The organism is Myxosarcina sp. GI1, from assembly GCF_000756305.1.
Lineage (GTDB): Bacteria > Cyanobacteriota > Cyanobacteriia > Cyanobacteriales > Xenococcaceae > Myxosarcina.
Window position 1 is genome coordinate 12,832 of the sequence record NZ_JRFE01000026.1, and the last position, 13,865, is coordinate 26,696.

A 13,865-nucleotide genomic window follows, 5' to 3' on the forward strand; every position below is an offset into this window, starting at 1 on the left:
ATTGTCTTAATTATTATTTTGCTTGCCTGGCTGTTTCCTATCGATCCAAATTTTAAAAAAAAATCTAAACCTTAAAAGCCATTAAAAAAGTTACTTTGCTTCGCATTTAAGTTTTTTTCATCTTGCCCCCAGATCCTTAGTTCTGGGGGACTTTTAATTTTTCAAAATAATGCTGTTTGCTCCAGTATATTTTTTACAAACAAAATAAGATATGAATTTTCCTACTACTTCTAAGGCAGTGGCTATGCCTCAAACCAACGAAACTTGGCAGGCGATCGCGCTCGAAGAAACTATTGAATTATTACAAAGCGATCTTCATTACGGATTGTCTATTGATGAAGTCAATAGAAGACAACAGTACTTTGGCGTAAATGAACTTAAAGAAACTGGCGGACGTAGTGCTTTAAGCATTTTGTGGGATCAGTTTACTAATATTATGCTGCTGATGCTAATTGCGGTAGCGATAGTATCGGCAATTTTAGACTTACGCGAGGGCAACTTTCCTAAAGATGCAGTCGCTATTTTTGCCATCGTTATTTTGAACGGAATTTTGGGCTATCTCCAGGAAAGTCGGGCAGAACAAGCCCTGGCTGCTCTCAAAAATCTTTCTGCTCCTCAAGTACGGGTTATACGTAACGGCAACACCCAAGAAATTGATGCTAGAGAACTAGTTCCAGGAGACATCATGTTGTTAGAAGCAGGAGTGCAAATTGCTGCCGACGGACGCTTATTAGAAGCACAAAATTTGCAAATTGCCGAGTCTACTCTCACGGGTGAAGCTACTGCGGTTGATAAAAATGCAGATGCTATTTTAGCAGCGGATACTGCTTTAGGCGATCGCACCAATCTAGTCTTTCAAAGTACAGAAGTAGTTCGAGGCAGAGCTAAAGCGATCGTGACTCGCACGGGTATGGAAACCGAAATTGGACGGATTGCTGCCATGATACAAAGCGTGGAAAGCGAACCCACACCTTTACAGCAAAGAATGAACCAACTAGGCAATGTCTTAGTCAGTGGTTCGATGGCTTTGGTAGCTGTAGTCGTTATCGGTGGCGTATTACGAGCGGGATGGCAGTTTTTTGACGAACTGTTAGAAATATCTTTGAGTATGGCTGTAGCCGTCGTTCCCGAAGGACTTCCTGCTGTAGTTACCGTCACTTTGGCAATTGGCACCCAAAAGATGATTCGCCGCCAGGCACTAATACGCAAACTCCCCGCGGTAGAAACTCTGGGTTCGGTAACTACTATTTGTTCTGATAAAACAGGAACTCTGACCCAAAATAAGATGGTGGTGCAGCAAGTATATACTGCTTCTTATCAGTTTAAAGTCATGGGAGAAGGTTACGAACCATTAGGAACGTTTGAGTGTCGAGAAAGTGACTGTATCGAACGAGAACCCGAAGTTAGAAAATTGTTTCAGGCTTGCGTTCTGTGTAACGATGCTCTGCTAAAGCAGGCTACAAATCCTACCAACAATACCGAAGAATATTTTATCTTAGGCGATCCGACAGAAGGGGCATTACTTGCTTTAGTTGGTAAAGCAAATATTTTTAAAGAAAAATTAGAGCAAATTATGCCTCGTTTGGGCGAATTTCCCTTTTCCTCCGAACGCAAACGAATGTCGGTTATTGTGGCTAATCCCAATCGACAGGAATTACCCTACTTAATGTTTACTAAAGGCTCAACAGAGCTAGTTTTGGAACGATGCGATCGCTTGCAACTTAAAAACTCGACAGAAGCGATCGCCGAACCTCAAAGACAGCAAATTCTCGAAACCAACAATAATCTGGCAAGTAATGGCTTGAGAGTATTGGGTTTTGCCTATAAACCGCTTGCCGAAATCCCCCCCGCAGGTACAGAAGCCGAAAACGAACAGGGGCTAATTTGGTTGGGCTTGGTGGGAATGCTCGATGCACCCCGTACCGAAGTCACAGAAGCTGTTAGACGCTGCAAACAGGCAGGAATTCGTACCGTGATGATTACTGGCGATCATCCCCTTACCGCTATGGCGATCGCCGCTCGTCTGGAAATTGCTCTACCGAGCGATCGCTCCGTGACGGGACAAGAACTAGAAGTAATGTCTGCGGAAGAACTGGAACGAGTAGTTGAAGAAGCAAATGTCTATGCTCGTGTAGCACCAGAACACAAGCTACGTATTGTCAAAGCCTTACAAAAACGTGGTGAGTTTGTAGCTATGACAGGAGATGGCGTTAATGATGCTCCTGCTCTCAAACAAGCTGATATCGGTATTGCTATGGGGATTACAGGTACTGATGTTAGTAAAGCAGCTAGCGATACAATCTTACTGGATGATAATTTTGCTACCATCGTCGCTGCTACCGAAGAAGGCAGAGTAGTTTACGATAATATTCGACGATTTATCAAATACATTCTCGGCAGCAATATTGGTGAGGTTTTAACTATTGCTGCTGCACCTTTACTGGGGTTGGGTGGGGTTCCTCTGTCTCCATTGCAAATTTTGTGGATGAATCTGGTAACAGATGGTTTACCAGCTTTAGCTTTAGCGTTAGAACCTGCCGAACCTAACGTTATGCGTCGTCCACCATACAGCCCCAGAGAAAGTATCTTTGCTCGCGGTTTGGGTTGGTATATGCTCAGAATTGGGATTATTTTCGCGCTACTGTCTATTACTTTAATGGTTTGGTCGTACAAATACGATAGTCTCGATGGCGACCCAGATCGTTGGAAAACTATGGTATTTACTACTCTATGTCTGGCTCAAATGGGACACGCTTTAGCAGTTCGTTCGGATACCAGACTTACTATCGAAATGAATCCTTTTTCTAACCTCTATGTATTGGGTGCGGTAATTCTTACTACTGTTTTGCAACTACTGCTTATTTATGTCGAACCTCTGCGTAACTTTTTTGATACCCATCTGCTTAGTTCTACTGAATTGGGAATTTGTTTTGGTTTTAGTATGTTGATGTTTGTTTGGATAGAATTAGAGAAGTTATTTCAACGTTGGTTTTTAGGTAACCGTCGATCTTCCTTTTCGTGAAGCGAATTGTACGCTAATGAACTCTAAATCTCGGTTAATATCGCCTCCTCCTCACCGACCGCGTTCTTCGCTAAAACCTTGGCTTGCCTGTTTGTTGCTTTTGGCAATTTCTTTTAGCTTGTCTGCTTTTATAACTACAGTGAATAAAGATTTTGATTATTTAGCTTTAGTTATAGGTATAAGTTGTGGCGCGATATTAGAGATTTATTTAGTCATAGAAACGATAATTATCTGGGTCGTTATATTTACTTCGTTTGTATTGCTACTAACAGAATTTTTATCGACATCGTGGTTTGAAATAATTTATCTGTCAACTTCAGTTTTAATTGCGATCGCCTTAGCAACAGTTGCGATTCAATGGCTGGTAAAAAATTGGATTTGCTCGACCTGGGGTAAGATGCGCGGTGCAGTTGTAGCTGCTATTGTTATTTGTTTGGGAATTATTCTGCAAGGCTTATGGATTAGTTACAGTCTATTTTAGAAGTAATATTTAGCTCAATCATGAAGCCAAAAACAGCTAACGTTAAAAAAACAAATTATGTTTTAATCATTAGTTTTATTGGCGTGGTAATTATTAATGTTATTGATTACCTGATCGTTATCGATATTTCCCTATCTATTCTTTATTTGTTACCTATTTCTTTTACAAGCTGGTATGGCAAAAAACGGTTTTCTTTTTCTTTAGTATTATTAAGCACTGTTGGTTGGATTATTGGCGAATATGTAGCCAAACCTCATCTTCATCCACTGATAATTTTATGGAATACATTAGTAAGATTGGTTGTGTTTTTCACCATAGCCTATTTAATATCTAATCTCAAAACAGCTTACGAAAAAGAAAAAACTTTGTCTCGTATAGACCCCTTGACAGGAATAGCAAATCGACGATTTTTTATCGAACTATTGCGAAGCGAATCTATACGCTCTGTTCGTTACGGTCATTGTCTAACTTTAGCTTATTTCGATCTAGATAACTTTAAAGAAGTTAACGATTGCCAAGGACACGATCTGGGAGATAAATTACTAAGATTTATTGCTCAAACTGTCAAACAACAAATTCGTGAAACGGATACCGTCGCTCGTTTAGGGGGAGACGAATTTGCTTTGCTTTTACCAGAAACGAACTATGAAGCTGCTCAAAGCATTTTGTTTCGACTTCAGCAACAAATCAGAACATCTATTGAAGCTTACCACCCTTCAGTAAGTCTTAGCATAGGAGCGGTTACTTTCCAAAATTTCCCCGATTCAACCGATAAAATGTTGAAAATAGCAGATAGGTTGATGTATCGAGTCAAACAAAGTGGCAAAAACAACATCGAACATGAGTTATGTGTAACACCTAACGGCAATATCGAATAGATCGAACCAGATTTTTAACAGCAATTTTCCCCATTTTTTGCTAATTTTGCCGATGTTGGATTTGACAAACTCGGGATTTAAGAAACTCGTCGCCATGAATCAAGCGATCTCAAGTTATTACGCCAGTTCGATTGAGTTAGAAACTACCAGCAATCTTTTAAGGCGATCGCTCTCTATTTATTTACATCAATCGTGTAAACTAGATGGAGCGTAAATACTATTTGCTAATGTCAGCTTTTCAGGAACCAACAGGCGATAAGCTCGAAGAGCATCCGCTTCGCAATCGCAACTCAATCGACGATCGTTTACATATCGAGCGTTTATTAGATTCTCAAGCACTCGATCGCGATGATGTTAAAGAGGTAGTTGCAGGATTTACTAGCTCTCCTAAAACTATTCCCTCACGTTACTTTTATGACAGCAAAGGTTCGCAATTATTTGAAGAAATCTGTCAGCTTCGAGAATACTATCCGACTCGTACCGAAGCAGCGATCTTAGAAAAATATGCCGCTGAAATTGCTCGAATTACTAGAGTTAACGAGTTAATCGAATTAGGTAGCGGCAGTTCGACCAAAACCCGTCTATTACTCAATGCTTACTCAAAGATTACTGGCGAAGTGAATTCGCCAGCCTGCTTTGAGCGTTGCTCCAGTTTATATTCCTCTTTACTATACGTTCCTATTGACGTTAGCGGTAGCATTTTACAAGAAAGTGCCGCTCGGTTATTGACAGACTATCCTAATCTAAAAATAAGCGGTAAAGTCGCTACCTATCAACAAGCATTAGAACAGTTATCAGGCTCTTATTCTGGTAACAAAATAATTGTTTTTTTAGGCAGTAGTATTGGTAACTTTAATCGCCAACGGTGCGATCGCTTTATCGAACAAATTAAAAATGCTCTAAATATTGGGGATTATTTTTTATTAGGAATAGATTTACAAAAATCACCAGAAATTTTGACAGCAGCCTATAACGACGAGCGAGGTATTACTGCTGCTTTTAACCTCAATATGTTGCAGCATTTAAATTCTCGCTTTGCAGGAAATTTCGAGCCAAATTTATTCGAGCATCGAGCTATTTACAATACTAAAGACAGTCAAATAGAAATGTATTTAATTTGTAAAAAAACTCACTCGGTAAACTTAACTGCCTTAAATTTAACAATAAACGTTACTAAAGAAGAAAAAATTCTTACTGAAATTTCTCGTAAGTTCGATCTTAAACAAATGTCGGCTTATCTGCAACAAAAAGGTTTAAGCGTAGTTCAAAACTACACCGATTCACAACAGTGGTTTGGATTAATACTCTGTCAAAAAATTTAATATAGCAATCCTATTTCATTTGTGAACTAAACAATTAGAAAAAGGTAAAAGGCAAAAAAATTTTCTCATGAATCATTTAGGATTGCTATAACACAAAAAAAGTTACGCCATCAATCGATATAAGTTACTACTTCTTCTGTAGAATAGCGAACTTTAGGTCTGGCAGCACTTTTATCATCGCTTGCTCGATATCCCGCACAGCAGAGTACCACAGCACTATATCCCATTTCTGTTAGTCCTAGAACTTCATTATACTTAGCAGGTACGAATCCTTCCATCGGACAGGTATCAATTTCTAATACTGCCGCAGTAAACATGAAAAATCCCAAAGCAATATAAACTTGTCTGGTTGACCATTTATCTATTTCTAAAGGATAAGGAGGATCGCTTAGAAATCCCTTCACCATATCGCCAAATCCCTGCAAATTTTCTACTGGTACTTCTTGCACTTCTGACATCCGCTTGACAAAACGATCTACATCTGACTTGTCTACATCTTGCTCGATCGCAAAAACAACCAGATGAGAGGCATCTACAACCTGTTTTTGTCCCCAGGAATGCTCTAATAACTGTTGGCGTATTTCTGGGTTGCGAACTACAAAAAATTTCCAAGGCTGCAAACCAAAGGAAGAAGGAGACAAAACCAAACTTTGCTCCAAGGTTTTCCATTCAGATTCAGAAATTTTTTTACTGGGATCGAACTTTTTGGTAGCATAACGCCAATAAAGCTGTTCGACTACTTGCTGCGGTGTGAGGGGAGTATCAGTCATCTTGGCAATATTTTTTCCTTTAAGACATATATACCTTACAAAGACGATCCTAAAAAGTAAACTACTCGCTCGTATATTTTTCTCGTCTATATGAACACGTTCTCGACTATAATCGCTTGTTTATCGCTAATCATTTGGTTATTTTTAATACTTTTTTGGGGAAAATTCTGGCTAGCAGATCGACGAATTAATTTAGATAATACAAAGTTAGAATCTTATCCTGCTATTTGGGCGATAATTCCAGCACGAAATGAGGCAGATGTTTTGCCAATTAGTCTGCCTTCTCTTTTAAATCAAGATTACGTTGGTAGTTTTTCTATTGCTTTAGTGGATGACCAGAGTACAGACGATACAACAAAAGTCGCCAAAAAAACAGCAAGCGCTTTACAACAAACTGAAAAAATAAATATTATTTCGGGGAAACCGTTACCTAATAATTGGAAAGGCAAATTATGGGCGGTAAAACAAGGAATTGACTTTGCTAACGAGCAAACTCCAGCACCAGATTATTTTTTATTAACCGATGCCGATATCAAACACGATCGCCATAATCTAACTCAGTTAGTTACCAAAGCCGAAACCGAACATTTAGACTTAGTTTCTTTAATGGTATTGCTTAGGTGTAAAAGTTTCTGGGAAAAATTATTAATTCCTGCTTTTGTATTTTTCTTTCAAAAACTGTATCCGTTTTCTTTAGTTAATAATCCCAATAGTTCTATTGCGGCGGCGGCAGGTGGCTGTATTTTAATTCGTCGCCAAGCTTTAGAAAATATTGGTGGTATTGAAGCGATCGCTCAAGCTTTAATTGACGACTGTGCTTTGGCTAAAGCAATTAAATTCAATAGCGATAAAAAAAATAAAATTTGGTTGGGGTTAACTGAAACCACCACTAGTTTGAGAGCTTATGAAGATTTAAAAACTATTTGGGATACTATTGCTCGTACGGCGTTTACTCAGTTAAACTATTCGGCTTTATTATTAATTGGGACTGTTTTAGGAATGCTCCTGGTTTATTTAGTTCCGCCAATAAGTATAATTTTGGGATTAGCAATTCACAATTACTCGTTTGCTATAGTAGGATTGCTTACTTGGTTATTAATGACTGTGGCTTATTTACCTACAGTTAAGCTATACCAAATATCGTTTTTTTGGGCTTTATGCTTACCCGCGATCACTTTTTTATATACTTTAATGACTATTGATTCGGCGATAAAACACTGGCAAGGGAAAGGTGGTAGTTGGAAAGGAAGAACTTATTCTAAGAAAGTAGCAAATAGCAAGTAGCAAGTATATAGCAATTCTTAAATGAGTGAGATACAAATTATAACTTGAAGCAACAAACCGCTCCAGCTTTAAGTGCCTAGTATTCAACAAGACTTAAATATACTTCACGTGACCGAGAATTGCTTTTAACTACTAAACAACTCAGCAGTAATTTGTTGTAAGGCTTTTAAGCCAATTAAAGAACCTTTAATTAATCTGGTGGCTGCTATTGGCTGTTGCAACATAGCGATCGCCAGATCGAAAGTTTTTAAATTTCCCTTATCGTCGATCGCCCGAGCGAGATTGGGAATGTCTCCTGTAAGATCGTCACTAACGGTTCTTAACATTGCTACCGCTACACCTCTTTTTTGCAGCGCCTGTAAATAAGCAAATCCTTCCATATCGACGACGCTGTTTGGATAGATATTACCCAAACGCAACTTTTCACTAGCCAGACAAATAGGGCGATCGCTAGTGACAGAATTAGCTAAAGCAACGGATTTGGATAACTTTTGCCAAATAGCATGAGTTAACGACTCATCCGTAACTAGAGTGCGATCGTGATAATTACAGCTTTGGTATAAAACTTTATCTCCTACACGATATTGCCAAGTCAAGCTGCCACATAAACCCATTAAAAGAGCGGATTGGGGTTGAGGTTGACCAAATGGTATCGCTTCTAAATATCGCTTGATATTATTAATTCCTATAGGAATGGCAACTACTTTTTGCTGGTTACATTTAGCTTGTTTTAAGCCTCTACATACAGCTTGATATTCTGCACCTCGCGCAACCAAAATAATATTAATTAGCCGATTCATCTAAAATATAATTACCGCTGCCAATTTTTTGAGTTCGGCAGCGTTTATTAACCTAAAGTAAGTTTTTTAAAATTAATCTCATTTAAGAATTTATTCTTCATCGTAAATAGTCAATTCTGCTGGTTGCATCCGCTTTAATAGCTTGACTTTTATACCTTGCGCCTGTTCTTCTGTCAAATCTTCAATATAACCAGGCTGCATTAATCTAGCTTCCCAGAGACTATCAAAAGGTCCAAAGTAGTAGGTGCATTTTGGTACGGTAGTATCGATCTTTAGCCAGTAAGCTTTTGACGTTTTTTTAAAGCCCAGCCATCCTAACAATTCAGTAATTAGATACATAAATATTTACAGTTTTTTGCCAATTATTGTTTTTGAGGTTTGAAAAAATTAGAAAATATTTTTAATTTTTTTGACTCGCGCTTTAAGGTTATTAAAATAAAAATGTGTTTATAAATATAAGGCTAAGAGACATATTAAAAAACTTTTAGTAGTTTAGATATACAGCCAATAACTAATAAAAATAATTAATCTTGCTTGCTGGTTTAAATTATTATATGTATGACTGAAAAATATTTCATTTTAGTCTTTGGTAGTTAGATATTTAAAACCATACTGCCTAACTGTGAAAGCTTTGCAGCAAACCGTAGTAGTTCCGATAGTTAAATACTAGCTAGCAGCCTTTTGTTTCTTGACTAACATTAAAAATAACTAATTTTTAATAAAACTATACATATCTTAACATTTTTATTAGAACTGGTGAAACCAAACTCGGTACAGATATTGCTACTAGCAAAAATTCAATAGAGCCTTAAAAACCTTATATATATTTATTTATGGAAATCATAGAAAAGGCAGCTAATTTATTTCTCTCTCGCAGCGAACTACCTCCTGCATCTCAAGTAGTCGAGCGGTTAGTTGCCGTAGAAAAAGCCAACAGAAAACAAAAACCCCAACACTCTTTTGAAGAATTATTGGGAAACTGGCAATTGCGCTTAATAACAGGGACTAAAAAAACCAGAGAAAAAGCAGGCGTTGTTTTAGGTGCGGGACGCTATGTTCCTAAGTTTCTCGATATCGAACTTATCTATCATACTCAAGAGAAACAGGAAAAAAGTTCGAGCGAGAGTCTTGACAGTCAACTTCCCAACTTAGGTAGAGTAAAAAACCGAGTCAAGCTGGGTTTTATCGAACTATCCCTATCGGGACCAATTAAGTTTGTACCCCCCAAAAACATTCTTCAATTTGAATTTACGACTATAACAGTAAAACTAAACAAAATTAAACTCTATCACGGCTATATCCGCAATGGTCGCACCAAGGAAAAAGAATTTGCTACTCAGGCGATCGCCCAAAGTCCTTTTTTTGTTTATTTTCTAATTCGTGAAAATTTTATCGCTGCTAGAGGTCGAGGCGGAGGTATAGCTTTATGGAGTCGAAAAAGATAGCTTTAAGCAGCAGTAACTTGCTGTAATTGTTCTGCCGTTCCCACATTATTTAACTCAATATTCTTACAGGTTCTTTTAATCAAACCCGTCAACACTTTACCAGGTCCGACTTCAAATACTCGTTCGATATTAGATTGAGCTAGCTGAAGCATAATTTCGCGCCAGCGCACCGAACCCGTCATTTGCTGCACCAAGCGTTGTTTTAACTTAGTTTTATCGGTAGTAGCGACAGGCTCGACGTTAGACAAAACGGGAATTTTAGCATTGCTAAAAGTAACGGTATCCAATACCGACTCAAACTGTTGCGAAGCATTCTGCATTAGTGGAGAATGAAAGGCCCCAGATACATCTAACTCTAGAGCGCGTTTGGCTTTTACCTGGGACGAGACTTTATCTACAGCTTCTGGCGTACCTGAAATAACTACCTGTCCCTCACTATTATCGTTAGCCAAAACTACATTTTCGCTTGCCTTCAATGCCTGTTCTAACTCAGAACGACCGAACTTCATTAGTGCCATCATTTTTCCGCCTGCCGCACTATCCATCAGTTCTGCTCTTTTTTTAACTATTTTTAATCCCGACTCAAAATCAAATACTCCTGCGGTGTAGAGAGCGACATATTCACCTAGGCTGTGTCCTGCTAATAATTGAGGTAAACCAATTTTTTCGCTTAAGATGTCAGCCAAGATCGATTCGATAACGTAAAGGCATGGTTGAGTGTAAAGTGTGCGAGATAAAGTTGCTTCATCTTGTTGACAAATATCGAGGATAGACCAGCCTAATATTTTTGCTGCTGCTTCAAACTTCTGCTTCGCGCCAGGCAGATCCTGTAGATCTACACCCATGTTTAAAGTTTGCGAGCCTTGTCCTGGGAATACCCATGCTGTTTTGGTCATTATCCTATCCGATTTACTGTCATTCACTAATCCAGAAATTATCTCATAAGCAGGTCGGCGAAAGTCGAACTCAAAAAGTTGTTTCCCCAACTCAATCGATTTATTGACAATTTAATTAATGGCACTTTTTAGATTCGTCTGCGTCCAATAAAACGATAACTTTGCTACAGTCAGAAAATAAATCATTAATTAATAACTAAAAATATTTGCGTAAAACTATGGTTAGTAAATTATCTTTTAAAACTTGTTTGACATCATTAGCCGTAGCTACCTGTACTTTAGGTGGATTGGGCGCGATCGCCAATGCTCAAGGCGGTTCTGGTTTGGTTATTTTTGGCAAAGAAGATGTAGATGTTCTCAATTATTATTTAGATTTTGGCGGTAAAGCAGACGCTCGCGATCGCTATCGTTTGCGAATTCCTGGTAAGAAATTGATTGGCGGTGCCTCTAAGTTTTTTATTTCTTATCCCGACTATTTTGATGGTAAATTCGACACCGATCGCATTGAAGTTAGAGTTCAAAAAGATGGGGAAGAAGAATCTTTGCCTTTACGAGAAGTAATTTGGGACCAGGAAAGCCAGATTATTGAAATTGACTTAGAAGAACCTCTAAAAGAAAGCCGCAAAGTCGAAATTGTTTTTTCTAATGTCAGAAATCCCGAAGTAGGAACTTACTACTTCTTCGCTCAAGTTTTACCTGCAACGGATTTGCCCATTCGCGAACAGTTAGGAGCCTGGGTCATTAGCATCGATCCTTAATTTGTGATATAATTAGAGATTGGTGATTTTTTGTACATAAAGCTATCTATTTTTAAGGAGGGCATAATCGAGTGACCAAACGCACTTTAGGCGGTACCAACCGCAAACAAAAAAGAACATCTGGTTTTCGCGCTCGGATGCGAACCAAAAACGGTAGCAAAGTAATCAAGGCACGTCGCCAAAAAGGAAGGCATCGTTTAGCAGTATAGATTGGTTAATGTGGGATTACCTAAAGTCCACCGACTGACAAACTGGCGAGATTTTCGGGCTGTTTACGAAGGAGAAATCCGCCGTTACAGTCCTAATTTAATTTTAAGAGCCTTATCTACGGCAAAAAATAACTCTGCATCGGAACCTACCAAAATAGGTATTTCTATAGGCAAAAAAGTTAGTAAAAAAGCCGTAGTTCGCAATCGCATCAAAAGACAAATTAAAGGTGCAATTAGAGAATTACTGCCAGCGATCGCACCTAATTGGAAAGTAGTAATTGTCGTCAAACCCTCAGCAGTTAAGTGCAAATACGAACATTTTTTGAGAGAATTAAACGAGTTACTAATTAAAACCAAAATAATCAATGGGCATTAAAGAAGAAGTATATTACGAAGGTGGTCCTCATGTGGGAGACCTGATATTTAATATTTTATTGGCATTTACAGTAATTTGTATTCCTCTTACAGTCGGTGCGATTGTTAGAGCCTTGTGGTTGCGCTATCGAATTACCGATCGCCGTATTTCTGTAATCGGTGGCTGGATGGGTAGGGAACGTACCGATATTATCTATTCGGAAATAGTTAAGATAGTTAATGTTCCCAGAGGCATCGGCTTATGGGGTGATATCGTAATTACTCTTAAAGATAAGAGTCGCTTAGAAATGCGAGCAGTCCCTCAATTTAGAGATATATGCGACTATATTTCTCAACGAGTGGCTGAAAAAACAGGTAGATCGGTTGAAGCAATACAAGCAAACTAGACAGAGATCGGTTTTCCGCAGAGGCGATCGACTAAACTATATTGAGATAAAACTACCGCATAAAGGTTGGACGGATTATAAACATGGATTTTGGTATTGGCTTTCTCTCAAACAACGTTATGCTGCCAATCCTGGACTTTTTTTACGGGATTGTGCCTAGCTACGGTTTTGCAATTATCGCTTTAACTTTGGTAATTCGCTTTGCCGTTTTTCCTTTAAGTGCGGGGCAAATTCGCAACATGCGAAAAATGAAAATTGTCCAACCTTTAATGAAGGAGCGACAAGAACAAATCAAACAAAGGTATAAAAACGATACCGCCAAACAGCAAGAAGAAATGTCAAAATTGATGCAGGAGTTTGGCAATCCTCTAGCTGGTTGTGCGCCTTTGTTATTGCAAATGCCAATCTTATTTGCTCTGTTTGCTACCCTTAGAGGATCGCCTTTTACCAACACTCCCTACGATATCAACGTACAAATTTTCCCCCAGGAACAGATCGAACGCATCGAACCCGAAGCTTTTGAAACTAAAGCTAAAAATATTTACATAAATGACGGCGTTCACTACAAAATAGCAGCATTATTACCAGGCGGAAATAAGCTGGCTGTAGGCGAAACAACTAAAGTAGAATTACAAACTGCCGAAGGTAGATCGTTTAAAACTTTAGTAGCCGAAGATCCAGAAGCGCAAATTAATGAACCAGATATAGAAATAACTAAAGGTAGCGAAAGGCTAAAAGTCAATAAAGACGGTACGATTACCGCTCTAGAACCAGGGGATGCAACCGTAAGGGTAACTGTTCCAGGTATTGCAGCTAATACGGGATTTTTGTTTATCAAAGCCTTGGGCAGAGTTGGCGTAACCGACGAAAATGGCAATATCAACTTTGATATTTTGTCGATGGTACTGTTGTTCGGAATTGGTATTTATATCAACCAGCAACTAAGCGGTTCGCAGTCGGCAGGGCAGGGAGCAGACCAGCAGCAAACGGTAAATAAAATTACTCCTCTGTTGTTTAGCGGTATGTTTTTGTTTTTTCCTCTACCTGCTGGAGTTTTGATGTATATCGTGGTGGCTAACTTCTTTCAGATGGGTCAAACTTGGTTTTTAATGCGGGAACCCCTACCAGAAAATCTGCAAAAAATCCTCGAAGAACAGGAAAAAGCCGAATCAGATAGAGAAGCTCTGCCATTCGAGCGCAAACGCTCCAAGAAAAAAGAGAAAACCTCGGGTTAGGAAG

The 13,865-nt window shown here is 38.7% G+C and carries 15 protein-coding genes; 11 read left to right on the forward strand and 4 right to left on the reverse strand.

Annotation, left to right across the window (positions count from 1 at the left end; all coding sequences use genetic code 11):
• Positions 1-211: 211 nt before the first annotated feature.
• The 4 genes from KV40_RS20245 to egtD all read left to right on the forward strand — a co-directional run bounded on the left by KV40_RS20245 (position 212) and on the right by egtD (position 5,703).
• A complete protein-coding gene (locus KV40_RS20245) occupies positions 212-3,022 on the forward strand; it encodes a cation-translocating P-type ATPase (protein WP_036485487.1) in 2,811 nt (936 codons plus the stop codon).
• A 16-nt stretch (positions 3,023-3,038) separates the two neighbouring features.
• Positions 3,039-3,503 (forward strand): hypothetical protein, encoded by a 465-nt coding sequence (locus KV40_RS20250; RefSeq protein ID WP_036485489.1) that lies wholly within the window; start codon positions 3,039-3,041, stop codon positions 3,501-3,503.
• A gap of 20 nt (positions 3,504-3,523) precedes the next feature.
• A complete protein-coding gene (locus KV40_RS20255) occupies positions 3,524-4,381 on the forward strand; it encodes a GGDEF domain-containing protein (RefSeq protein WP_036485492.1) in 858 nt (285 codons plus the stop codon).
• 227 nt (positions 4,382-4,608) lie between these two features.
• Complete coding sequence (gene egtD, locus KV40_RS20260) at positions 4,609-5,703, forward strand: L-histidine N(alpha)-methyltransferase (RefSeq protein WP_036485992.1); 1,095 nt, start codon at positions 4,609-4,611, stop codon at positions 5,701-5,703.
• Positions 5,704-5,813: 110 nt separating this feature from the next.
• Here egtD and KV40_RS20265 read toward each other — a convergent pair whose 3' ends face one another.
• Positions 5,814-6,473, reverse strand: coding sequence for an NAD(P)H-dependent oxidoreductase (locus tag KV40_RS20265; RefSeq protein ID WP_036485494.1), 660 nt, complete (start codon positions 6,471-6,473; stop codon positions 5,814-5,816).
• Positions 6,474-6,563: 90 nt separating this feature from the next.
• Here KV40_RS20265 and KV40_RS20270 point away from each other — a divergent pair, with 90 nt between their 5' ends.
• A complete protein-coding gene (locus tag KV40_RS20270; RefSeq protein WP_036485496.1) occupies positions 6,564-7,757 on the forward strand; it encodes a glycosyltransferase in 1,194 nt (397 codons plus the stop codon).
• 125 nt (positions 7,758-7,882) lie between these two features.
• On the opposite strand, the gene KV40_RS20275 is transcribed toward KV40_RS20270, so the two are convergent.
• The gene (locus KV40_RS20275; RefSeq protein WP_036485498.1) at positions 7,883-8,557 is read right to left on the reverse strand and encodes a hypothetical protein; all 675 of its coding nucleotides are present in this window, start codon (positions 8,555-8,557) and stop codon (positions 7,883-7,885) included.
• 90 nt (positions 8,558-8,647) lie between these two features.
• Positions 8,648-8,896 carry a DUF1816 domain-containing protein gene (locus tag KV40_RS20280; protein WP_036485501.1) on the reverse strand — a complete coding sequence of 83 codons (249 nt, stop codon included), beginning with the start codon at positions 8,894-8,896 and terminating at the stop codon, positions 8,648-8,650.
• Positions 8,897-9,390: 494 nt separating this feature from the next.
• Here KV40_RS20280 and KV40_RS20285 point away from each other — a divergent pair, with 494 nt between their 5' ends.
• Positions 9,391-10,002, forward strand: coding sequence for a hypothetical protein (locus KV40_RS20285; protein ID WP_036485504.1), 612 nt, complete (start codon positions 9,391-9,393; stop codon positions 10,000-10,002).
• Between the two features lie 2 nt (positions 10,003-10,004).
• Here the strand turns inward: KV40_RS20285 and fabD are convergent, their stop codons facing one another.
• Positions 10,005-10,898: an ACP S-malonyltransferase gene (gene fabD, locus KV40_RS20290; RefSeq protein WP_036485506.1), complete on the reverse strand. Its 894-nt coding sequence runs from the start codon at positions 10,896-10,898 to the stop codon at positions 10,005-10,007.
• A gap of 218 nt (positions 10,899-11,116) precedes the next feature.
• Here fabD and KV40_RS20295 point away from each other — a divergent pair, with 218 nt between their 5' ends.
• From KV40_RS20295 to yidC, 5 genes are all read left to right on the forward strand, one after another.
• Complete coding sequence (locus tag KV40_RS20295; protein ID WP_052055795.1) at positions 11,117-11,656, forward strand: DUF2808 domain-containing protein; 540 nt, start codon at positions 11,117-11,119, stop codon at positions 11,654-11,656.
• Positions 11,657-11,727: 71 nt separating this feature from the next.
• Positions 11,728-11,865, forward strand: coding sequence for a 50S ribosomal protein L34 (gene rpmH / locus KV40_RS20300; RefSeq protein ID WP_036485511.1), 138 nt, complete (start codon positions 11,728-11,730; stop codon positions 11,863-11,865).
• 10 nt (positions 11,866-11,875) lie between these two features.
• Positions 11,876-12,241, forward strand: a complete 366-nt coding sequence (gene rnpA / locus KV40_RS20305; protein ID WP_036485513.1) for a ribonuclease P protein component — start codon at positions 11,876-11,878, stop codon at positions 12,239-12,241.
• Positions 12,231-12,626: a PH domain-containing protein gene (locus tag KV40_RS20310; protein WP_036485515.1), complete on the forward strand. Its 396-nt coding sequence runs from the start codon at positions 12,231-12,233 to the stop codon at positions 12,624-12,626. Before rnpA ends, KV40_RS20310 begins: the two co-directional genes overlap by 11 nt.
• Positions 12,627-12,709: 83 nt before the next feature.
• A complete protein-coding gene (gene yidC / locus KV40_RS20315) occupies positions 12,710-13,861 on the forward strand; it encodes a membrane protein insertase YidC (RefSeq protein ID WP_036485517.1) in 1,152 nt (383 codons plus the stop codon).
• Positions 13,862-13,865 lie beyond the last annotated feature (4 nt).